Annotated in this window: 16 protein-coding genes and 1 tRNA gene; 9 read left to right on the top strand and 8 right to left on the bottom strand. The window is 68.4% G+C overall.

Annotation, left to right across the window (positions count from 1 at the left end; all coding sequences use genetic code 11):
- Nucleotides 1–38 precede the first annotated feature (38 nt).
- Nucleotides 39–623: an FMN-dependent NADH-azoreductase gene (locus tag KOD61_RS06490; protein WP_215220213.1), complete on the bottom strand. Its 585-nt coding sequence runs from the start codon at nucleotides 621–623 to the stop codon at nucleotides 39–41.
- Between the two features lie 144 nt (nucleotides 624–767).
- Here KOD61_RS06490 and KOD61_RS06495 point away from each other — a divergent pair, with 144 nt between their 5' ends.
- Nucleotides 768–1,709, top strand: coding sequence for a LysR substrate-binding domain-containing protein (locus KOD61_RS06495; RefSeq protein ID WP_251370699.1), 942 nt, complete (start codon nucleotides 768–770; stop codon nucleotides 1,707–1,709).
- Nucleotides 1,710–1,766: 57 nt separating this feature from the next.
- Nucleotides 1,767–1,856: transfer RNA gene (locus KOD61_RS06500), tRNA-Ser, on the top strand.
- A 23-nt stretch (nucleotides 1,857–1,879) separates the two neighbouring features.
- Here the strand turns inward: KOD61_RS06500 and KOD61_RS06505 are convergent.
- Together KOD61_RS06505 and KOD61_RS06510 are read right to left on the bottom strand one after the other, a co-directional pair.
- Complete coding sequence (locus tag KOD61_RS06505) at nucleotides 1,880–2,419, bottom strand: DUF2058 domain-containing protein (RefSeq protein ID WP_215220314.1); 540 nt, start codon at nucleotides 2,417–2,419, stop codon at nucleotides 1,880–1,882.
- 5 nt (nucleotides 2,420–2,424) lie between these two features.
- On the bottom strand, nucleotides 2,425–3,363 hold the full coding sequence (locus KOD61_RS06510; RefSeq protein WP_215217929.1) for a M28 family peptidase: 939 nt from the start codon (nucleotides 3,361–3,363) through the stop codon (nucleotides 2,425–2,427).
- A gap of 127 nt (nucleotides 3,364–3,490) precedes the next feature.
- Between KOD61_RS06510 and KOD61_RS06515 the strand changes: the two genes are divergently transcribed.
- Nucleotides 3,491–4,141, top strand: coding sequence for a response regulator (locus tag KOD61_RS06515; protein ID WP_215217930.1), 651 nt, complete (start codon nucleotides 3,491–3,493; stop codon nucleotides 4,139–4,141).
- Between the two features lie 78 nt (nucleotides 4,142–4,219).
- Here the strand turns inward: KOD61_RS06515 and KOD61_RS06520 are convergent, their stop codons facing one another.
- The gene (locus KOD61_RS06520) at nucleotides 4,220–7,330 is read right to left on the bottom strand and encodes an Rne/Rng family ribonuclease (RefSeq protein WP_215217931.1); all 3,111 of its coding nucleotides are present in this window, start codon (nucleotides 7,328–7,330) and stop codon (nucleotides 4,220–4,222) included.
- A 481-nt stretch (nucleotides 7,331–7,811) separates the two neighbouring features.
- Here KOD61_RS06520 and KOD61_RS06525 point away from each other — a divergent pair, with 481 nt between their 5' ends.
- Nucleotides 7,812–8,780, top strand: coding sequence for an RluA family pseudouridine synthase (locus KOD61_RS06525; RefSeq protein ID WP_215217932.1), 969 nt, complete (start codon nucleotides 7,812–7,814; stop codon nucleotides 8,778–8,780).
- A gap of 17 nt (nucleotides 8,781–8,797) precedes the next feature.
- Here the strand turns inward: KOD61_RS06525 and KOD61_RS06530 are convergent, their stop codons facing one another.
- A complete protein-coding gene (locus tag KOD61_RS06530; protein ID WP_215217933.1) occupies nucleotides 8,798–9,232 on the bottom strand; it encodes an energy transducer TonB in 435 nt (144 codons plus the stop codon).
- Between the two features lie 4 nt (nucleotides 9,233–9,236).
- Complete coding sequence (locus KOD61_RS06535; protein ID WP_215217934.1) at nucleotides 9,237–9,578, bottom strand: 4a-hydroxytetrahydrobiopterin dehydratase; 342 nt, start codon at nucleotides 9,576–9,578, stop codon at nucleotides 9,237–9,239.
- Between the two features lie 100 nt (nucleotides 9,579–9,678).
- Here KOD61_RS06535 and KOD61_RS06540 point away from each other — a divergent pair, with 100 nt between their 5' ends.
- Both KOD61_RS06540 and KOD61_RS06545 read left to right on the top strand, forming a co-directional pair.
- On the top strand, nucleotides 9,679–10,275 hold the full coding sequence (locus tag KOD61_RS06540; protein WP_215217935.1) for an NfuA family Fe-S biogenesis protein: 597 nt from the start codon (nucleotides 9,679–9,681) through the stop codon (nucleotides 10,273–10,275).
- Nucleotides 10,276–10,294: 19 nt separating this feature from the next.
- A complete protein-coding gene (locus KOD61_RS06545; protein WP_215217936.1) occupies nucleotides 10,295–12,040 on the top strand; it encodes a hypothetical protein in 1,746 nt (581 codons plus the stop codon).
- 90 nt (nucleotides 12,041–12,130) lie between these two features.
- Here the strand turns inward: KOD61_RS06545 and KOD61_RS06550 are convergent, their stop codons facing one another.
- Together KOD61_RS06550 and KOD61_RS06555 are read right to left on the bottom strand one after the other, a co-directional pair.
- Entirely contained in the window at nucleotides 12,131–12,562 is a 432-nt protein-coding gene (locus KOD61_RS06550; protein ID WP_215217937.1) for a c-type cytochrome, read from the bottom strand.
- Nucleotides 12,563–12,573: 11 nt separating this feature from the next.
- On the bottom strand, nucleotides 12,574–12,936 hold the full coding sequence (locus tag KOD61_RS06555) for a c-type cytochrome (RefSeq protein WP_215220315.1): 363 nt from the start codon (nucleotides 12,934–12,936) through the stop codon (nucleotides 12,574–12,576).
- Between the two features lie 270 nt (nucleotides 12,937–13,206).
- Between KOD61_RS06555 and KOD61_RS06560 the strand changes: the two genes are divergently transcribed.
- From KOD61_RS06560 to KOD61_RS06570, 3 genes are all read left to right on the top strand, one after another.
- Complete coding sequence (locus tag KOD61_RS06560) at nucleotides 13,207–14,343, top strand: efflux RND transporter periplasmic adaptor subunit (RefSeq protein WP_215217938.1); 1,137 nt, start codon at nucleotides 13,207–13,209, stop codon at nucleotides 14,341–14,343.
- An 87-nt stretch (nucleotides 14,344–14,430) separates the two neighbouring features.
- Nucleotides 14,431–17,856 carry an efflux RND transporter permease subunit gene (locus KOD61_RS06565; RefSeq protein WP_251370700.1) on the top strand — a complete coding sequence of 1,142 codons (3,426 nt, stop codon included), beginning with the start codon at nucleotides 14,431–14,433 and terminating at the stop codon, nucleotides 17,854–17,856.
- Nucleotides 17,853–20,930 carry an efflux RND transporter permease subunit gene (locus KOD61_RS06570; protein WP_215217939.1) on the top strand — a complete coding sequence of 1,026 codons (3,078 nt, stop codon included), beginning with the start codon at nucleotides 17,853–17,855 and terminating at the stop codon, nucleotides 20,928–20,930. The genes KOD61_RS06565 and KOD61_RS06570 overlap by 4 nt, the downstream gene beginning before the upstream one ends.
- The last annotated feature ends 34 nt before the right edge of the window (nucleotides 20,931–20,964 follow it).

The following is a 20,964-nucleotide window of genomic DNA, read 5'->3' on the forward strand; positions in this document are numbered from 1 at the left end:
TCCGGGTCAAGACGAGGCGCACCGCGCGTCGCCGTAGCTCAGGCGGCCAGCGCCTCGCACGGGCCCTCGATGCGCTCGCGCGCGGACTTGATCGAGGCTTCGCGTTGCTCGGGCGAGACCGCCAGGCCTTCGGCGGTGATGAACTCCACGTCGGTGATCCCCCAGAAGCCGAACACGTAGCGCAGGTACGGCTCGATGAAGTTGGTCGGCGCATCACCCGAATGGAACCCGCCGTAGGCCCCGGCGACAAAGACGGTCTTGCCTCCTGCCAGTCCGACCGGTCCGGCCTCCGTGTACTTGAAGGTCTTGCCGGCCACGGAGATCCGGTCGATCCACGCCTTGAGCTGGCTCGGGATGTTGAAGTTGTACATCGGCAGCCCGACCACCACGACGTCGGCCGCGAGGAATTCCTCCATCATGGCGGCGGCCAACTCCGCCTCCTGCGCGTCCGCGCCGGCCAGCGAGCCACCGCTCAGGTGGGGCAGGCGGGCCTCGGCCAGGTCGCGGTAGCTGACCTCCAGTCCCGGGGTCGCGTCCTGCCAGCGCTTCACCATGGCGGCGCTGAGGGTGCGGCTGGTGGAGTTGTCGCCCAGGATGCTGGAATCGATATGCAGGAGCTTCATGGTTTCCTCGGTCCGAATGGGCTCGTGGCCCGACAGAAACCAGAGTAGGTTGTTGCAGTTTCGGGATAAACCGCATCTAATGTCACGCAACGTTCTGCGTATGGGATAACCGTGCACGACCTCAACGATCTCTACTACTTCGCGATGGTGGTCGACCATTCGGGTTTCGCTGCGGCGGAACGCGCACTGGGCATCCCAAAGTCGCGGCTCAGCCGCCGCATCACCCAGCTCGAGAACGAACTCGGCGTCCGCCTGCTGCAGCGCTCCACGCGCCGTTTCGCGGTCACCGATGTCGGCCAGAGCGTCTACCGCCACGCGCAGACGATGCTGGCCGAGGCGCAGGCTGCGCGCGAGGTGGTCGACCGTCTCAGTGCCGAGCCGCGCGGGCTGATCCGGGTCAGCGTGCCGGTCGGCACCGCGCAGGAGCAGATGCCGAGGTTGCTGCCCGAGTTCCTCGCCCGGTATCCGCAGGTGCGCGTGCAACTGCAGGTGAGCAACCGGCGGGTCGACGTTATCAACGAAGGCATCGACGTCGCTCTGCGCGTACGCACCCGGCTCGACGACGATGGCAGCCTGGTGATGCGCAGCTTCGGCCAGATCCAGGAGTTGCTGGTGGCCAGCCCTGACTACCTGCGCAAGATGGGCCGCCCCACGCACCCGGAAGAGCTGTCCGAACACATCACCATGTCGATGAGCGAGGACGAGTCCCGCCAGCGCTGGGAGCTGCACGGCCCCGACGGCGAGATCAAGCGGATCGACCTCAAGCCGCGGGTGGCCGGTTTCGATTTCCCGATGCTGATGGCGCTGGCCCGGCAGGGCGTGGGCATCACGATGCTGCCCGAGACGGTGTGTGCCGAGGCCGTCCGCAAGGGTGAGCTGCAGGTCGTGCTGCCCGAATGGCGGCTGCCGCAGGGCATCTTCCACGCGGTCTTCGCCTCGCGCCGCGGGTTGCTGCCGGCGGTCCGGGTGTTCATCGATTACCTGGCCGAGAAGGTGCCGGGGCTGGTCGAGTCGGCCCGGCTGGGTTGCGCCGACATCAACGGCAAACCATGCAGCGAGGCCGAGCAGAAAGCCTTCATGCGTTGAGCCGCGCCCCCCGTCGCATGCGAGAATGTCGCCCGCCGTACCAGGGTCCGACCTTACGGAGAGATGGCCGAGTGGTTTAAGGCAGCAGTCTTGAAAACTGCCGTGGGTTTACGCCCACCGTGGGTTCGAATCCCACTCTCTCCGCCATGGCCCGCTCCGCGCTGGCCGCGCTACCAGACCAGGTCGTCGGGGACCTCGAACCGGCTGTAGTAGTCGTCATCGTCGCATTCGTTCCCAGGCGGCGGGTTCTTCGCGTGGTCGAGCACGACCAGCTCCGCGGCGCGCTCAAGGACCTTGTCGGCGGCGGCACGCGGGACCAGCTCGTAGCCCTCGCCGTGGCGCACGATGACCAGTGCCCCCTTTGCCAACTGGCCGCGTTGCGAGGCATCGACCAGCAGGCGCTTGATCACGCCTTCGTCGGTGAACGCGTAGGCGATTTCGCCATCGCGATTGAGCCTGTTGGTTTCCACGATCTGGCGGGCCTGCGCCCGGGCTTCTTCCACCCGTGCCCGGGCGTTGCGTTCGGCAGCGAGGGCACGGTCGCGTTCGGCGCGCTCGGCCTGCAGCCGGCGCGCATCCACTTCCGGTGTTTCGGTGGGGGGAGCCGACTTCCCATGTCGCTGGCGTGTCTGTTCCCGCACGATCTGCGCGGCCTTGCTCTTCTTGACCAGGCCGGCTTTCAGCAGCTGGTCCTGCAACGGGTTGCGCATCGCCATCAGTGGCTGCCCGCCGCTGTGCCCACACCACCGGCGGCGGCATCCCACTGGCGCAGGGCGGACTCGATGGCATCGATCCCGCGCACCGCCGCATTCGGGTCGATCTGCGACATCGTGTCGTGTTCGCTGTGCAGCACCTGCATCACCTTCGGCATGGTCGCGGGCGGTTTTCCGGCATAGGCGCCGAGGATGCCGTCGATCTCGTCGCCACCCACCAGCGAGTACGACACGGCCGGCCACTGGGCGTCCAGGAACGCGCGGTGGTCGGTCGGCGGGTACTGGGTGCCGGCCGACAACTTGAGGCCCGCGTCGGCGGCGGTCGCCTGCGTTGAAGCCACGAGCGCGTGGGTGGGGTCGGGCGCCATCATCCAGACGGTATCGCCCCAGCCGAACACGTCGAAGTTGACGTACTGCGCCGGCTGCTGACCGCCTGACTGCACGAAGGCGTCGGCGCCCAGCAACCCGAGTTCCTCCTGGTCCCAGAACGCGACCGCCACCCGGTGGTGCTGGAGCGGTTCGGCCTGGAAGCGCTCGGCGAGTTCCAGCACCACGGCGCTGCCGGACGCATTGTCGGTGGCGCCAGTGCCCATGCCGACGCGATCGGAATGTGCGCCCAGCAACAGCAGTGGAGCGTCCGCGTTGCCTGCGATGTCGGCCAGCAGGTTTTCGCCCGGGCCGTGGTCGCTCTGGAACGCCACCGTGCGTACCTCGACGTCCAGCAGGGCCAGCCGCTGCGCGATTTCCGCCCGCCGGCCGGCGTTGTCCGCGGCCGCGGCGATCGCGTCGACGTCCTCGAGCCAGTCCCGCGCGGCGGCGCTGGCCGGAACGGGCGCGGCCACCGTGGCGTTGGCGGCGGGAGGCTGCGGCGCGGGATGCGCGCAGGCCACAAGCAGCGACGCGGCGATGAAAAACGGTGCGGAACGGAGGCTGGGTGTCATGGAGAGGGCTCCCGGATGATCGCGCAGTGTGCCCGATCACGGCGTCGGCGGGCGCGTGCCGTTGGTTGCGTGGCCTCCGGCGCGTGGGTAGCCTGCGCCGCAGGAGAGGCAACTACATGGAAGAGGTATGACGATCAGGGTTTTTCTAGTCGATGACCATGCGCTGGTCCGTGCGGGCATGCGCATGATCCTGTCGGGTGAGACCGACATCGAGGTGGTGGGCGACGCCGAGACCGGCGAAGCCGCGCTCCCATTGATCCGTGCGTTAAAGCCTGACATCGTGCTGTGTGATCTGCACCTGCCCGGCGTGAGCGGGCTCGAGGTTACAGAGCGCGTGGTCAAGGGCAACTCCGGCGCAAGGGTGATCATCGTTTCGGTGCTCGAGGACGGGCCGATGCCCAAGCGGCTGCTGGAGGCCGGCGCGTCCGGATACGTCGGCAAGGGCGGTGACGCCGTCGAGCTCGTCCGCGCGGTACGCGATGTCGCGCGCGGCCGGCGCTACCTGGCCAGCGGTGTTGCGCAGTACCTGGCGCTCGCCGGGCTGGACCACGGCATCGCGTCGCCGTTCGAGTTGCTGTCCCCGCGCGAACTCGAGGTCTCGCTTCTGCTGGTGCAGGGGCTCAGGCAGGAGGACATCGCGCGTCGCCTGAGCCTCAGCGCAAAAACCGTCAACACGCACAAGACGCGTCTGTTCCAGAAGCTCGGCGTGACCGACACCGTGGCGCTGGCGCGGTTGCTTGGGCAGTACGGATTGATGGAGCCCGCGCTCAGCCTCTAGATCCAACTCGTCCCGGCGGGATCCGCAAAACGAAAACGGGCCGCACGAAGCGGCCCGTTTTGCGTCTTGCCATGGGACTCAGGCGTCGCGCTGGCGTGCCTGCTCACCGTCTTCGTCGCGCTGGCCATCCGCTGCCGCCTGCGGCGCGGTCGGCGCCGACTCGTCGTCGAACAACCCGGCGGTGCGCGGCTGCACCTGCGCTCCCGAGCCGTTGCCGTTGGCCTGGCCGGCGGTGCCGCCACGCTCGACATCGCCGCTTTGGCTGACCTGCGTAGCGGGATCGATCACGGCAGCGGCCGGTTCGGATACCTGCGTGTCGACCACGGCGGTTTCGTCGACCGCTACCGGGGCGGGGACGATGTTGTCGTTGACCACGGTTTCCTCGACCACGGCTTCCTGGATCACCGTCGGCTCGACCTTGCCACCGTCGCCGGTTGCACTGGTGTCGACGGGTCCGGCCGGCTCGTGGCCGCTGGCCGCCTGGGCCGCCACGACGGCAGGCGAGGGCGGCTCGACCGCGTCCACCGTCTCCGCTGCAATGGTCCGGGCAACCGGCGCCGGGGTGTTGGACTCGGGTTCCGGCGCTGCGGTTTCCACCGGCGCGACAGGCTCCTGTCCAGCATCGGCCGCGGCCGGTGCCACCTCGGTCGCCGCGACGTTGGCGGGGCTCGCCGTGCGATTGCGTGCCTTGGCGGGGCGCGGCGCGGCGGGTTCGGCGGGCGACGCGTCGTCGTCGAAGTCGAACTCCGGCTGCGAACGGTTGGCGACTGCTGCGGCGTCGCCGGCATCGGTGCCGTCGGCGTCGATTTCATCCAGCACGTCGGTCGGGGACGCGTTCTCGGTGGCGGCGTTCTCGCTGCCACCACGGCGGCGACGGCGACCGCCACGGCGTCCACGGCGGCGACGGCTGCCTTCCGCACCGGCTTCGCCCTGGTCCGCGGACGCCGAGGCATCCTGCGAGGCCGGCGCTGCGGCCGCGGATTCCACGTCGGCTGCTGCCGGGGTTTCCGCGCGGTTCTGCTTCACGTCGTCCTGCTCCGACGCCGCGGCGGCGACGGTGGCCGCAGCGGTAGCGCCGGCCACGATTGCCGGATCGACGGCCTCGGCGTCCTTGCGCTGCTTCTCGCCACGCGGCTGGCGCGGGGGCTTGGGCGTCGCCGGTGCTTCGGCCGCGGCGTCCGCGCCCGGAGCATTGCCGCGGGCCTTTTCGTCGGCCTGGCCGCGCGGTTGCTTCTGGCGACCCTGCTTGGCGCCACGGCTGGCGGTCTGCTCCTGCGAAGCGCCATTGCGCGGCTGGCGCTGCTGGCTGTCGCGCGAGGCTTCGTCACGGCGGCCATCACGGCCCGCCTTGCCACGGCGCTGGCCATTACGGTCGCCGCGCTCGGTGCGGTCGCCGCGGCCGCGTCCATCCTGGGACCGGGACCGGTCGGAGGATTTCGACTTCGACGACGATTCCGCGCCAGCCGGCTGGCCACGGAAGAAGCGCATGATCCGCTCGACCACCCCGATGGAGTGGGTCGGTGCAACGACCGCGGCGACCGGGGCGGCCACGGCGGCGGCCGGTTCGCGCGGCTCGCGCAGCGGTGCCGGCTGGGCCGGCTTGACGTTGGTCACCGCCGGCGCGGCCGGGATGTTGAGGTGGGCCTTGGTCAGCGCGTGGGTCGGCAGCTTGCGCGGCGTGCCGCGGTGGTAGCTCGGCCGACTCGTTTCCTCGCCCATCTCGTTCTCACGGATGCGCGTCACTTCGTAATGCGGGGTGTGCAGTTGCTCGTCGGCGACGATCACGATCGGGGCGTCGTGGCGCTTCTCGATCTCGCTGAGGGCGCGGCGCTTCTCATTGAGCAGGTAGGTCGCGATCTCGGTCGGCGCCTGCACCAGGACCTGCCCGGTGTTGTCCTTCATGGCGTGCTCTTCGGCCACGCGCAGGATGGACAGCGACAGCGACTCGACGCCACGCATGCGGCCATGCCCCTCGCAGCGCGGGCAAACGATCTGGCTCGATTCGCCCAGGCTTGGACGCAGCCGCTGGCGGCTCATCTCCAGCAGGCCGAAACGCGAGATCCGGCCGACCTGCACGCGCGCGCGGTCCTGCCGCAGCGCGTGCTGCAGGCGGTTCTCGACCTCGCGCTGGTGTTTGTTGGACGACATGTCGATGAAATCGATCACCACCAGCCCGCCCAGGTCGCGCAGGCGCATCTGGCGAGCGACCTCCTCGGCCGCCTCCAGATTGGTGTGGAACGCGGTCTCCTCGATGTCGCTGCCCTTGGTGGCGCGCGCGGAGTTGACGTCGACGGCGGTGAGCGCTTCGGTCTGGTCGATTACCAGGGCGCCCCCGGAGGGCAGGCGCACTTCACGCTCGTAGGCGTTCTCGATCTGCGATTCGATCTGGAATCGGTTGAACAGCGGGACGTCGTCGGTGTAGTGCTTGAGCTTGCGCAGGTTGTGCGGCATCACCTGCTCGACGAACTCGCGTGCCTCGGCGTACATCTCCTCGGTGTCGACCAGGATCTCGCCGACGTCGGGACGCATGTAGTCGCGCAGGGCGCGGATAATCAGGCGGGACTCCTGGTAGATCAGGAACGGCGCCGGCTTGCTGAGTGCCGCCTCGGCCACCGACTTCCAGACCTGCAACAGGTAGTCCAGGTCCCACTGGAGTTCCTCGGCATCGCGGCCAACGCCGGCCGTGCGGATGATCACGCCCATGTCGTCGGGGATATTCAGCGAGTCCATCGCCTTCTTCAGCTCGGCGCGGTCATCGCCCTCGATCCGCCGCGACACGCCACCGGCAGTCGGGGAGTTGGGCATGAGCACCATGTAGCGGCCAGCCAGCGAGATGAACGTGGTAAGGGCCGCGCCCTTGTTGCCGCGCTCTTCCTTGTCGACCTGTACGACCACTTCCTGGCCTTCGCGCAGGAGTTCCTTCAGGCCGGCCTTGTTGGGGTCGACCCCGGCCTGGTAGTAGTCGCGGGAGATTTCCTTGAGCGGAAGGAAGCCGTGGCGGGCGGCGCCGTATTCGACGAACGCGGCCTCGAGCGAGGGCTCGAGTCGCGTGATCTTGCCTTTGTAGATGTTGGACTTCTTCTGTTCCTTCGACGGTTGCTCGATGTCGATGTCGTACAGGTTCTGTCCGTCGACAATCGCTACGCGCAGTTCTTCTGCCTGCGTCGCGTTGATCAGCATGCGCTTCATTGTTGCGTCCTCGCGCGCTCTACCGCGCGGAACGCCATGGCGTTTCGCTTCTGGACACCGGGTTGCGCCCTCGCGACTGCTGCAGGGGCCATGGGAGCGACCCGTGCGCGCGCCGGCGCGACCTGACAATTTCCAGCGCTGCAACACCACGGCATGCCGCGGGAGCGCTTGTGTACTTCTTTCCTGTCGTTCTGGGCCGGCGACGCTGTCGGCTGGTGCCTTGGCGTCGCGCGGGGCGTGTTCATCGCAGGCGGTTTGACCCGCCGGACGAGGGCCGGTTCCGCCGGGCCGTCGCTGCTAACATGGCTGCCCATGCTGGAGAACAAGCAAGGGGCAGCGGTCAGGCGCGGAACGGAGCCGCAGGTCGGGCTTTTGGCCCTGTCCTCCGTTTCCGCTCCGGTCTTGACCAGGTGGACGGGGAACTCCCTGCGAAATCAAAACCTTATCTCGCGTCGCGAGTGTATCAGATAACCCTGAGCGGATGCCCCATTCAGCCAACCCTGCCGGCAGTGACGACCGGCCCGGTGCCCGTACCGTACGGGTGCCCGATGATCGTGCCGGTCAACGGCTCGACAACTTCCTGCTCGGCCTGCTCAAGGGCGCGCCGAGGTCGTTGATATACAAGCTTGTCCGTTCCGGGCAGGTGCGCGTGAACGGTGGCCGCGCCAAGGCCGAGCGCAAGCTGGAAGGAGGGGACGAGGTGCGTATTCCTCCGCTGCGTCTCGCCGAGCCCGGAGACAAGCCGGCGCCGCCAAGGGGCTTCATGGATGCGCTGGATGCGGCGATCGTCTACGAGGACGCGCGGCTGCTGGCGCTCAACAAGCCGTCGGGCGTCGCCAGCCACGGCGGCAGCGGGATCAGTTTCGGGGCGATCGAGACAATGCGCGCCCTGCGCCCCAACCAGACGCTGGAGCTGGTCCATCGCCTGGACCGGGACACGTCGGGATTGCTGATCATCGCCAAGAAGCGTTCGGCGCTGACCGAGATCCAGTCGCTCATGCGGGAGGAGGGCGGCATCGCCAAGCGTTACCTGGCGCTGCTCACCGGCCGCATGCCGGACGGCGTGATGAGCGTCGACGCCCCGCTGCACGCCGGCCTGCGCCAGGGTGGCGAGCGCCACGTCCAGGTCAATCCGGCCGGCAAGGCGTCACTCAGTCATTTCAGGGTGCTGGAGCGGCGCGGCGGCCATTCCTACAGCGAAGTGCGCATCGAGACCGGACGCACCCACCAGATCCGCGTGCACGCCCGCCACATCGGCCATGCCGTCGCCGGCGACGACAAGTACGGCGACCCCGCGGTGAACAAGCGACTGCGCGAGCAGGCGGGGCTCAAGCGGCTGTTCCTGCACGCGTCCACGCTCGAGTTCTCGCTCGACGGCGGTAAGGCGCCATACCTGCTCAACGCGCCGCTGGCGCCGGAGCTGATGGACGTGCTCGACCGGCTGGCCTGAGCCGTCCGGTCGATCGCTCAGCGCTGCTCGTCGTACTGGAAGCACATGTCAGGCCGCACGTCGGGTGGGCTGAAGGTCACCGGCACGCGGAGGTCGGTGGCGACCGGGTTGCCGTTGCGGGTGGCGGGCCGGAACTTCCAGGATTCCACCGCCTCGGTCGCTGACTGGTCCAGTTGCGGATGGCCGCTGCTGGTCTCGACACGGATATCGGCCGGAGCGCCATCGACGCCGATCTGCATGAGGAGCCCGACCGTTCCGCCGCGGTCGAAGCACGCCAGCTCCGGCGGGTAGGCCGGGGGCGGGGTGTCGAGGGCGACGGGCTGGGTCGGCGCGACCATCATGCTGGTGTCAGGCGGGCCGCCCTCGCCACAGCCGACGAGCAGCGCCAGCGAAAGGGCGCCGATCAGGACGGGTCGGGCGGGATTGCGGGTGTGGCAAGTGATCGGGCGCATGTCGTTACTCCGTCAGTGACTCGGCCTTGGCCGCGCAGATGAAGTCGTTCTCGCTCAGACCGCCGACGTCGTGGGTCGAGTACCGCACCACGCACCGGTCGTAGTGGACGCTGAGGTCAGGGTGGTGGTCCTCGCGGTGGGCAACGAAGGCCAGGGCGTTCACGAACGCCATCGTCCGGTAGTAATCGTCGAACCGGAAGGTCTTCACCAGCGCGTGCCCGTCCTCGGCCAACTCCCAGCCTGGAATGTCCGGCAGCAGTTCGCGGATGCGTGCCTGGGTGAGCTTGTGCTCGCTGCCACGGCGGGGGATGCAGTGGGCGCGGGCGAGTGGGATCAGGTCGTTCATGGCAGTTCCTCGGGCGGGGTCGGCTGAACGAAACGCAGCGACGGCGGTCGGACGACAGGCAGGCGCGGTGCTCCCGCGCGCAGATCGCTAGAATAGCCGCATGATCCATATTTCCGAATCCGCCCAGACCCATTTCCGCAAGCTCATCGAGCGCGAAGCGCTGCCCGGCCTGGGGGTGCGGCTGTCGGCCGTCAACGCCGGTACCCCGCGCGCGGACGTACGCCTGGAGTTCGCCGAGCCGGGCGACCTGCAGGGCGACGAGTGGGCGGTGGACTGCGACGGCTTCACGTTGTGGTTGGAGGCGGCGAGCACGAGCTACCTGGACGGTGCCGAGATCGACTACGAGACCCTGGGTACCGCGGGCCAGTTGCAGATCCGCGCGCCGAAGATCAAGGGTGTCGCCCCGGACGCGTCCGCGTCGCTGGTCGAGCGCGTGCTCTACGTGATCGAGAACGTGGTGAACCCGCAGCTGGCAACCCACCGCGGCAGCGTCTCGGTGCAGGAAGTGACCGCCGACGGTGTCGTGGTCCTGCGCTTCGGTGGCGGATGCCACGGGTGCGGCATGGCCGACATGACCCTCAAGAACGGTATCGAGAAAACCCTGCTGGAGAAGGTTCCGGGAGTGACCGCCGTGCGTGACGCGACCGACCACGACACCGGCGCGGCCCCATACATCAGCCGCACCGGCGCGGCCTGACCCCGGCCCCGCGTCGTTGATGATCTCAGCCGACGCACTGATCCAAGCGCTGCAGCGGCGCCTGCTGGTGCTGGCGCCACACCGGCGCCGGCCTCCGGGCGAGTTCCCGCCCGGGTGGCAGCAATGGTTCGACGCCATGCACGCACGGCCCGGCCGGGTGACCGGCGCGCCGCCGCAGGCGCTGGTGGACCTGCTCGCGCAGCGCCCCTTGGCGGGGCCGCCCCGACCGGCCGGTGAACTGACCCGCTGGCAGGCGTTCAGCGCGCTCTGGCGTCAACAGTGGCAACCCCCCGAACCCGAAGACCGCGGCGTGCGCTGGCTCGCCGGCGGTATTTCGGCGGTCTGGCACCTGGTGCTCGCAGGTCTGTTGTTGTGGTTGATGTACCTGGACCTGACGTCCGAGGCCACCGCGCCCCCAAAGGGCGAGGAGCTCGTCGTGCAGATCGAGTACGTCGGCGCCGGTACGCCGGAAGAGGTCGGTGGTGGGCCGGAGCTGCCGACCGAACCGCGTCCGGACGGGGCGGCTGCATCGGCGCAACCGTCGCCCGCGCCGGCCGTGCCGACGCCGATCGCCCCGGAGCCGGCCGCGGCCCCGGCGGAACCCGAGGTCGCGCCGGACATGCCCGTGGTGGACCTGCGCCCGGTGGACATGTCGCAACCGGCATTGGAGATGCCCGCGCCGGAGGTGGTTGAACGGGAGGTCGCGCTGGCCGAGCCGGCACCCGCCCCACAGGAGCTGACGGTAAGCGAACCGGTGCCGGATACGAGCGAGGCATTCGTTCTGCCCCCACCGTCACCGCCGATTCCGGCGCCCGCCATCGCCATCCCCGAACTTGAAGCCACGATGCCGCAACTGGAGGTCGTCGACATTCCGCGCGTGCCGCGGCCCAGCGCGCAACGCCTGCCGACGCCGTCCATCGAGCAGCCGGTGTTGTCGGCACCGGCGCCGGAGGTCGCGATCCGTGACGTGCCTGCGCCAACGCCAACGCCTGCGCCTCAACCCGTGGTGCCGGTGATTCGTCCGCAGGCTCCCGAAGCGCCTCGCGTGCAGGCCGACGTTCCGCCCGTGCGCGAGCGCGCTATTGCGGTGCAGCCGCGGGAACTGCCGGCCACTTCAGCTTCCCCGGTGCAGTCGCGGCCGGAAGCTGGCGCCGACGCGCCCGCCCGCCCGCCCGCGGCGGCGGCACCTGAGCGCGAGTCCGGCAGCGATGCGCGACCCGCGCCGGCACCTTCGACGTTGGCCGGGCCGGAAAAGGCGCCGGCACCCGGTGGCTGGCCGACGCCGGAACGCGCGGACGATTGGGGCATGGCCGATACCGAACAACCCGGCGCGCAACTCGGTCAACCGCCTGGGCTTTACAACAGCGACGGCAGCGTCCGCCTGGCCGAGACGCCGGGGTCCGCGGCGCCCGGCCAACCGCCAGGCACCATCACCGAAGAAATCGCCGACCTCGACCGCGCAGGCACCTGGCTGCGACGCGCGCCCAACGACTACGAGCCGACTACGTTCGACCCGTATTGGCGCCCCAACGAAACCTTGCTGGCGGAGTGGGTCCGCAAGAGCGTCAGCACGATCCGGATCCCGATACCGGGAACCAACAAGCACATCGTCTGCCAGACCGTCCTGCTGGTGGTGGGTGGCGGTTGCGGGATCCAGGACCCCAACCTCAACGAGCAGCCCGCGACCGCACGTCCGCCGCCGGACGTTCCGTTCAAGCCAGAGCTGCAGGAAGACAACGGCAGCCGGTCGCCCGCCGGGGGCTGAGGCAACTCCGCTACGCGGCTGCCCTGCAAACCACCAAAAAAAAGCCCGCACGATGGCGGGCTTTCTCGTGACCGGTGCCGGTGGCGCCGGTCAGTCGTTCATCCGCGTCAGGTCAACCAGGTCGCCATTCCGCGACGCGAAGTACGCTGAGAGGTCGGCGATCTGCTGGTCGGTCAACGACTTGGCTTGCGCCGACATCAGCGCATGGTCACGCGTGCCGTTGCGGTAGCCCGACAAGGCATGGCCGAGGTAATCGGCGTACTGGCCACCCAGTTTCGGGTAGCTCGGATCGATCGGCGCATTGCCATCGGCGCCGTGGCAGTCGATGCAGGACTGGCCGGTGGCCGCGCCCTTGGTGTTGGCGAGTTGCTCGCCGGCGGCGATGTTGCCTTCCGGCAGCCCGGCCGAGGACGAACGCGGGGCGCCGGCTTCGGCTTCGGCGTGGTCACCCGAGCCGGAACAGGCAGCGAGCAGCAGCGCAGCGGCGAGGGCAGGGGCGATGGCGAGGTTGCGAATCGTCATTGGCGGTCTGCTCACTGGCTCAGGCTGGAGAGGAAGGCGGCGATGTCGGCGATGTCCTGGTCCGAGAAGCTCTCGGCCTGGGCCTGCATCGTGGGATGCACGCGCGAACCCTGCTGGTACGCGGTCAGCGCGTTGACCAGGTAGACGGAGGACTGGCCACCGATCCGGGGCACGTGATAGTTCGGGTAGGCGTTCTTGTAGCCCTCGACGCCGTGGCAGCCTTGGCAGGTGTACGCCAACATGCGGCCATTCTCGAGGTCGCCGGCGGTCGGGTCGGCCGACTGTGCGGCGGCCGGGGCCGGGGTGTCCTGCGCCAGCACCGGAGTGGCGAAGGCAGTGGTAAGCGCCAAGGCGGCGATCGTCAGCGGTCGCATCATGTCGTGCAATCTCTGGTAGCTGGCAAAGGTATCGAAGTCGGCTGCGCGGCGGAGCGTATCCGCATCCCCTGCGCGCAATCCGCCGAGTATAGCCCGCGACCTCGGATCAACGAAGCCTGCCCCTCGGGGACGATGCGACCGGGCGGTGTCGTCGCTCACCATGACCTCTGGCGCATGGTGTTTTCAGGAGTGGGTGATATACCTACATACAACACCGGCATACGCCCGGCATGACCACGTCCGCCACCTTCCATCTGGGGTCTTTCGATGCGCCACCACACCTTGTCCCGCGGCCACGTCCGCGCCGTTGTCCTCGCTCTGGCTTGCGTGCTTTCGGTGGCGGCCTGCAAGGGCGGTTCGCCGGATGGCGCCGCCCCCGGCGAGGACGGCAAGAAGGGTCCCGAAGCGGTGACCGTTGAAGTCGCAGCGGTCGAGACGCGCCCGGTTGCTGCCAGCTATTCCGGCACCGCGCCGTTGGAGGCGCCCGCCGAGGCGCAGGTGGTCGCCAAGACGTCGGGCGTGGCATTGAGCGTGCTGGTCGAAGAGGGCGACGTGGTGCGGGCCGGCCAGACGCTGGTTCGCCTGGACGCATCACGCGCCGAATTGCAGGCGGCGCAGACGGCCGCGCAGATGAACAAGTTGCAGAACCAGTTCGCCCGCGCGCAGACGCTGGCGAAGGAACAGCTGATCGCCGCGTCGGACTACGACCAGATCCGCTACGACCTGGAAAACGCGCGCGCGGCGAACCGCCTTGCCAACCTGGAGCTGTCCTACGCGGCGGTGAAGGCGCCGATCAGCGGCGTGGTCGCCTCGGTAACGCCCAAGCCCGGCAACTTCGTGCAGATCAACACCCCCATCGTCCGTATCGTCGACACCTCCACCCTGGAGGCTGTGCTCAACGTGCCCGAGCGCGAGCTGGCGACGATGCAGGCCGGCCTTCCAGTCGACCTGCGGGTCGACGCGCTGCCCGGCAAGACCTTCACCGGCACCATCGACCGCATCTCGCCGGTGGTGGACTCCGGCAGCGGCACCTTCCGCGTGATCGCCGAGTTCGACAGCGGCGGACTGCTGCAGCCCGGCATGTTCGGTCGCATCGGCATCGATTACGACAAGCGTGCCAACGCGACAGTGGTGCCGCGCGCGGCGCTGCTGGATGCCGGCACCAATGCCGCGGTATTCGCGGTCCGCGATGGCAAGGCCGCGCGGGTACCGGTGACGCTGGGCTACATGGACGGCCAGTGGGCCGAGGTGCGCGAGGGCCTCGCGGTCGGCGAGCAGGTCGTCGTTGCCGGCAAGGCTGCCCTGCGCGACGGCAGCGCCGTCACGGTGATCGGGCAGCCCGGGGACAAGGCGGTCGCTGCGTCCGAAGGCGGCGCCGTCGCCCCCGTCGCAAACAACCAGTAACCCCGGGATCCGCACGTGAGCGATATCAATCGTCCTTCCCCGCGGCCGGACGAGTCCCAGGACTCGCACGCCTCGCGCAGCTTCAGCCTGGTGGAGTTCTCCACCCGCCGCCGGGTCACCGTGGCGATGGTGACGATCACCTTCCTGCTGTTCGGCCTGATCGCGCTGGGCAACCTCAAGGTCAACCTGCTGCCGGACCTGAGCTATCCCACCCTGACCGTGCGCACCGAGTACACCGGTGCCGCCCCCGCCGAGATCGAGACGCTGATCTCCGAGCCGGTCGAAGAGGCCGTTGGCGTGGTCAAGGGACTGCGCAAACTGAAGTCGGTATCGCGTACCGGCCAGAGCGACGTGGTGCTCGAGTTCGCCTGGGGCACCGACATGGACCAGGCCAGCTTGGAGGTCCGCGACAAGATGGAGGCATTGCAACTGCCGCTCGAGGCCAAGCCTCCGGTGCTGTTGCGTTTCAATCCGTCGACCGAACCGGTCGTGCGACTGGCGCTGTCTGCGCAGGGTGATGAGGACGCGGTGTCACAGCTGACCGCGCTGCGCCGTTACGCCGACGACGACCTGAAGAAGAAGCTCGAGCCCGTCGAAGGCGTCGCCGCGGTCAAGGTCGGCGGTGGCCTGGAGGACGAAGTCCAGGTGCTGATTGACCAGCAGAAGCTGGCCCAGCTCAACCTTCCCATCGACCGCGTCATCCAGCGCCTGCAGCAGGAGAACATCAACATCTCGGGCGGCCGTCTGGAAGAGGGCTCGCAGCGCTACCTGGTCCGCACGGTCAACCAGTTCGCCAGCGTGGAGGAGATCGGCAACATGCTGGTGTCCACCAGCAGCGGTGGCGACAGCGCCGCGCAGGACGCGGCATTGCAGATGGCGCGCGTGGCCGCGGCGACCGGTTCGGCCGATGCGATGGCGGCGGCTGCGTCGGTGCAGAGTGCGTCTTCGGGCGCCGGCTCGACCGTGGCCGGCGGCATGCCGGTGCGGCTCCGTGACGTGGCGACGGTCAGCCAGGGTCACAAGGAGCGCGAGGCGATCATCCGGCTGGACGGGCGCGAAGCGGTCGAACTGGCGATCTACAAGGAGGGCGACGCCAACACCGTTGCCACCGCTGATGCCCTGCACGAGCGCCTGGAGCGGATCCGCGAGCAGGTCCCGCCGGACATCGAGCTGACCGTCATCGAGGACCAGTCCACCTTCATCCGGCACGCCATCTCGGACGTGAAGTTCGACGCGATGGTGGGCGGCGTGCTGGCGATCCTGATCATCTTCCTGTTCCTGCGCGACGGCTGGAGCACGTTCGTGATCAGCCTGTCGCTGCCGGTCTCGATCATCACCACGTTCTTCTTCATGGGCCAGCTGGACCTGAGCCTCAACGTCATGTCGCTCGGTGGCCTGGCGCTGGCGACCGGACTTGTGGTGGACGACTCGATCGTCGTGCTGGAGTCCATCGCCAAGGCGAGGGAACGGGGGCTCGGCATCCTCGAGGCAGCGATCGAAGGCACCCGCGAGGTCAGCATGGCGGTCGTTGCATCGACGCTGACCACGATCGCGGTGTTTTTGCCGCTGGTGTTCGTCGAGGGTGTCGCCGGCGAGCTGTTCCGCGACCAGGCGCTGACCGTGGCATTGGCCATCGGCATCTCGCTGGTGGTGTCGATGACGCTGATCCCGATGCTGAGCGCACTCAAGGGGCGGCCGCCGATGGCGTTCCCCGAAGAGCCGCCGCACCCGCAGTGGCGCCCGACCTCGAAGCTGCAGAAGCCGCTCGCACTGGCCGAGCGGGGCGTCGGCGCGGGGGCGCGTGGTGGGTTCTTCGGCCTGGCCTGGCTGGTGGTGCGCGCCTGGCGCGTACTGGTGGCGGTGGTCGGCCCGGTCATGCGCAAGGCGAGCGACATCGCGATGGCGCCGTACGGCCGCGCCGAGCGTGGGTATCTGAAGCTGTTGCCGGCCGCCTTGGCGCGGCCGGTGCTGGTGATGGGGTCGGCCGCCGCGGCTTTCGTGCTGACCCTGCTGATGGTGCCCTTGCTGGGGGCGGACCTGATCCCGCAACTGGCGCAGGACCGTTTCGAGATGACCGTCAAGCTGCCGCCGGGCACCCCGCTGGCGGAGACCGACGCGCTGGTGCGCGAGCTGCAGCGCAAGCACGCGGACGAGCCGGGTCTCCACGCGATGTACGGCGTTAGCGGAAGCGGCACCCGGCTGGACGCCAGTCCGACCGAGAGCGGCGAGAACATCGGCAAGCTCAGCATCGTGATGGCCGACGGCGGCAGCGAAGAAGTGGAGGCGGCCACCACCGAGCGCCTGCGCGAGACCATGCAGGCCCATCCGGGCACGCAGGTCGACTTCAGCCGGCCGGAGCTCTTCAGCTTCTCACCACCGCTGGAAATCGAGCTACAGGGCAACGACCTGGCCGAGATCGAGCAGGCCGGTCGACGCATGGCCGAGCTGCTGCGAGCCAACCCGCACTACGCCGACGTCAGCTCGACCGTGGAGCAGGGGTTCCCCGAGATCCAGATCCACTTCGACCAGGAGCGCGCGGCATCGTTGGGGCTGACCACGCGGCAGATCGCCGACGCGGTGGTCGCCAAGGTGCGCGGCGAGGTGGCCACGCGCTACAGCTTCCGCGATCGCAAGATCGACGTGCTGGTGCGTGCACAGCAGACCGACCGCGCTTCGGTACAGGACATCGGCAACCTGATCGTCAACCCGTCGGGCAGCGCGCCGGTGCGGCTGTCGTCGGTGGCCGACGTGGTCGCGACCACCGGTCCGAGCGAGATCCACCGCGCCGACCAGGTCCGCGTCGCGATCGTGTCCGCCAACCTGCGCGACATCGACCTGGGCAGCGCGGTGCAGGAGGTGCGGTCGATCGTGGAGAAGAACCCGCTCGGTCCGGGCGTGCGGATGAACATCGGCGGCCAGGGCGAGGAGCTGGAGCAGTCGCTGAACTCGCTGCTGTTTGCGTTCGGCCTGGCGATCTTCCTGGTCTATCTGGTGATGGCCTCGCAGTTCGAATCGCTGCTGCATCCGTTCGTGATCCTGTTCACCATTCCGCTCGCGATGGTCGGCGCGGTGCTGGCGCTGCTGCTGACCGGCTCGACGGTGTCGATCGTGGTGTTCATCGGCCTGATCCTGCTGGTCGGCCTGGTCACCAAGAACGCGATCATCCTGATCGACAAGGTCAACCAGCTGCGCGAAGCGGGCGCGGCCAAGCGCGACGCGCTGGTGGAGGGCGCTCGCTCACGCCTGCGCCCGATCATCATGACGACGCTGTGCACGCTGTTCGGCTTCCTGCCGCTGGCGCTCGCGTTCGGCGAAGGCTCCGAGGTGCGCTCGCCCATGGCGATCACCGTGATCGGTGGCCTGCTGGTGTCGACGTTGTTGACGCTGGTGGTCATCCCGGTGGTGTACGACCGGCTGGACCGCCGCTCGGACGAGCATTTCCGCGAGCGTGGCCGGCGTGCGGCACGGCTGTCCGGCCGGCTGTCGGGTGACGAGGCGGAGCAGCCGGCATGAGCATCGCCGAGCTGAGCCTGAAACGGCCGGTCACCACGATCATGCTGTTCGTGTCGATGTTCGTCATCGGCCTGATCGCGGCGGTGCGCCTGCCCCTGGAGGCGCTGCCGTCGCTGTCGTTTCCGGCGGTGTTCGTGCAGTTGCCGTACCCGGGGTCGACGCCCGAGGAGGTCGAGCGCACCGTGCTGCGGCCGGCCGAGGAGGCGCTCTCGACGATGAGCGGCCTGGAGCGGATGGAAGGCCGTGCCAACGCCGATGGCGCGTTCGTCGGCGTGTTCTATTCGGACTGGGACACCGACGTGCAGATCGCGGCGTCCGAGGCCCGCGAACGGCTGGACGCGATCCGCGACGAGCTGCCGGAGGACCTGCAGCGCTATTTCGTCGGCAACTTCTCGACCGACGACGAAGCCATCCTGCAGGTGCGCCTGGCGGGCACGCAGGACCTCACCGGCGCCTACGAGCTGATCGAACGCGAGTTCCAGCGTCCGCTTGAGCGCGTGGCCGGCGTGGCCAAGGTCGACATCGCCGGTGCACCGCCCAACGAGGTCGAGATCGCGATCGACCCGGAGCGCCTGGGCGCGCACGGCCTCAACCTCAACGAGCTCAACACGCGTCTGCGTGCAGTGAACTTCTCGCTGTCGGCTGGCCAGATCGAGGCCGGCTCGAAGCGGCTGCGTGTGCAGCCCGTGGGTGAGCTAACCGACCTGGATCAGCTACGCGACCTGGTGATCAACGATCGTGGCCTTCGGCTGCGCGACATCGCCAATATCCGGCTCAAGCCACAACGCATGGACTACGGCCGTCGCCTGGATGGGCAGCCGGCGGTCGGTCTGGAGATCTTCAAGGAACGCAACGCCAACCTGGTGGACGTGTCGAAGGCGGCACTGGCCGAGATCGAGCGCATCCGCCAGCACCCCGACCTGAGCGGTATCCAGGTCAAGGTGATCCAGAACCTCGGCGAGGACGTGACCAGCTCGCTGCTCGAACTGGCCGAGGCTGGTGGCGTGGGTCTGGTGCTGTCGATCGCGGTGCTGTTCTTCTTCCTGCGCCACTGGCCGTCGACCCTCATGGTGACGCTGGCGATCCCGATCTGCTTCGTGATGACGCTGGGCTTCATGTACTTCGCCGGCGTCACCCTCAACGTGCTGTCGCTGATGGGACTGCTGCTGGCGGTTGGCATGTTGGTCGACAACGCGGTGGTGGTGGTGGAGAGCATCTACCAGGAGCGTGAGAAGCTGCCGGGCCAACCGATGCGCGCCTCTATCATCGGCACCCGCAACGTCGCCATCGCGCTTTCGGCCGGAACGCTTTGCCACTGCATCGTCTTCGTGCCGAACCTGTTCGGCGAGACCAACGACATCAGCATCTTCATGTCGCAGATCGCGATCACCATCTCGGTGTCGCTGCTGGCGTCCTGGCTGGTGGCGGTAAGCCTGATCCCGATGCTGTCGGCGCGGATGAAGACGCCGCCGGCCGTGCGCAACGAGCGCGGCGTGATCCACCGATTGCAGACGCGTTACGCCCGGTTCCTGCGCTGGACCCTTGAGCACCGCGGCTGGAGTGTGTTCGGCATCATCATGATCATCGCGGTCAGCATCGTGCCCATGACGCAGACCAAGTTCGACATGTTCGGCGGCGGAGAGCAGAGCGGCGAGGCCAACATCTTCTACCAGTGGAACGGCAGCTACACGAAGGAGCAGATCTCCGACGAAGTGCGCCGGGTCGAGTCGTTCCTCGACGACAACCGCGAGCGCTTCCACATCACCCAGATCTACTCGTGGTACAGCGAGCAGGGCTGGGCGGGCACCGAGGTGACGTTCGACGAATCGGTCAAGGATTCGAAGGCCCTGGTCGAGACGATCGGCAAGGAGCTGCCCAAGTCCGCCCGCGCCAAGATCGGCATCGGCGAGCGCGGCGGTGGCGATGAGGGCGGCAGCGTGCAGGTGCAGCTTGTCGGCGACTCGACGTCGGTGCTGGCCGAGCTGGCCCGCGACATCGTGCCGATCCTGGCCAGTAATACCGGGGCCTTGCGCGACGTGCGGGTCGACAGTGGCGACCAGAACAGCGAGCTGACCGTGCGGGTCGACCGCGACCGCGCGGCCGCGTTCGGCTTCAGCGCACAGGACGTGTCGCAGTTCGTGGCGCTGGCGCTGCGCGGCGCGCAGCTGCGCGACTTCCGCCAGGGCGAGAACGAGGTGCCGGTGTGGGTGCGTTTCGAAGATGCCGAGAGCTTCGGAGTCGAAGACATCGCCGGCTTCACGGTGCGCGCGCCCGATGGGCGAACCGTGCCGCTGATGGCGATGGTCGACGTCGCCGTGATCCCGGGCGCCACCGAGATCCGCCGCGACAACCGCCAGACCACCCTGACCATCCAGGCAGGCCTCGCCGGCGAGACCACGGTCCCCGAAGCGCGCAAGGTGATGGAACGCACGATGGAGGGCATCGCGTTCCCCGCCGGCTATGGCTACAGCTTTGACGGCAGTGCATTCCAGCGCGATTCCGACGCCCAGTCGCAGATGTTCTTCAACCTGATCATCGCGCTGGTGATGATCTACGTGGTGATGGCCGCGGTGTTCGAGTCGCTGCTGTTCCCGTCAGCGATCATGAGCTGCGTGCTGTTCTCGGTGTTCGGCGTGTTCTGGCTGTTCTGGCTCACCGGCACCGCGTTCTCGGTCATGGCCTTCATCGGCATCCTGGTGTTGATGGGCGTGGTGGTGAACAACGGCATCGTGATGATCGAGCACATCAACAACCTGCGGCGGATGGGCAAGTCGCGCACCGACGCGCTGGTGGAAGGCAGCCGCGAACGCCTGCGGCCGATCATGATGACGATGGGCACGGCGATCCTGGCGATGGTGCCGATCGCCCTGAGCACGACCGAGGTGCTGGGCGGGATCACCTACTACCCGATGGCACGTGCGGTGGCCGGCGGCTTGGCCTTCTCGACGGTAGTGAGCCTGCTGTTCCTGCCGACGATCTACGCGATCCTCGACGACCTTCGCAACTCCACGGTGCGGACGGTACGTCGCGCCCGAGGCGTGGTCCCGGCGGGCTCCAGGGCCGAGCTGGCCTGACGACGGGGCGCGGCTTTCGCCTTGGACGGGCCCG

Source organism: Lysobacter luteus (assembly GCF_907164845.1).
GTDB lineage: Bacteria > Pseudomonadota > Gammaproteobacteria > Xanthomonadales > Xanthomonadaceae > Novilysobacter > Novilysobacter luteus.

Coding starts and splice junctions, on each gene's coding strand:
- KOD61_RS06530 (WP_215217933.1), bottom strand. CDS start 9,232: ATGCGCCCGATCACTTGCCACACCCGCAATCCCGCCCGACCCGTCCTG.
- KOD61_RS06525 (WP_215217932.1), top strand. CDS start 7,812: ATGCCCCATTCAGCCAACCCTGCCGGCAGTGACGACCGGCCCGGTGCC.
- KOD61_RS06520 (WP_215217931.1), bottom strand. CDS start 7,330: ATGAAGCGCATGCTGATCAACGCGACGCAGGCAGAAGAACTGCGCGTA.
- KOD61_RS06495 (WP_251370699.1), top strand. CDS start 768: ATGGTGGTCGACCATTCGGGTTTCGCTGCGGCGGAACGCGCACTGGGC.
- KOD61_RS06505 (WP_215220314.1), bottom strand. CDS start 2,419: ATGCGCAACCCGTTGCAGGACCAGCTGCTGAAAGCCGGCCTGGTCAAG.
- KOD61_RS06555 (WP_215220315.1), bottom strand. CDS start 12,936: ATGCGACCGCTGACGATCGCCGCCTTGGCGCTTACCACTGCCTTCGCC.
- KOD61_RS06515 (WP_215217930.1), top strand. CDS start 3,491: ATGACGATCAGGGTTTTTCTAGTCGATGACCATGCGCTGGTCCGTGCG.
- KOD61_RS06535 (WP_215217934.1), bottom strand. CDS start 9,578: ATGAACGACCTGATCCCACTCGCCCGCGCCCACTGCATCCCCCGCCGT.
- KOD61_RS06570 (WP_215217939.1), top strand. CDS start 17,853: ATGAGCATCGCCGAGCTGAGCCTGAAACGGCCGGTCACCACGATCATG.
- KOD61_RS06550 (WP_215217937.1), bottom strand. CDS start 12,562: ATGACGATTCGCAACCTCGCCATCGCCCCTGCCCTCGCCGCTGCGCTG.
- KOD61_RS06490 (WP_215220213.1), bottom strand. CDS start 623: ATGAAGCTCCTGCATATCGATTCCAGCATCCTGGGCGACAACTCCACC.
- KOD61_RS06540 (WP_215217935.1), top strand. CDS start 9,679: ATGATCCATATTTCCGAATCCGCCCAGACCCATTTCCGCAAGCTCATC.
- KOD61_RS06560 (WP_215217938.1), top strand. CDS start 13,207: ATGCGCCACCACACCTTGTCCCGCGGCCACGTCCGCGCCGTTGTCCTC.
- KOD61_RS06545 (WP_215217936.1), top strand. CDS start 10,295: ATGATCTCAGCCGACGCACTGATCCAAGCGCTGCAGCGGCGCCTGCTG.
- KOD61_RS06510 (WP_215217929.1), bottom strand. CDS start 3,363: ATGACACCCAGCCTCCGTTCCGCACCGTTTTTCATCGCCGCGTCGCTG.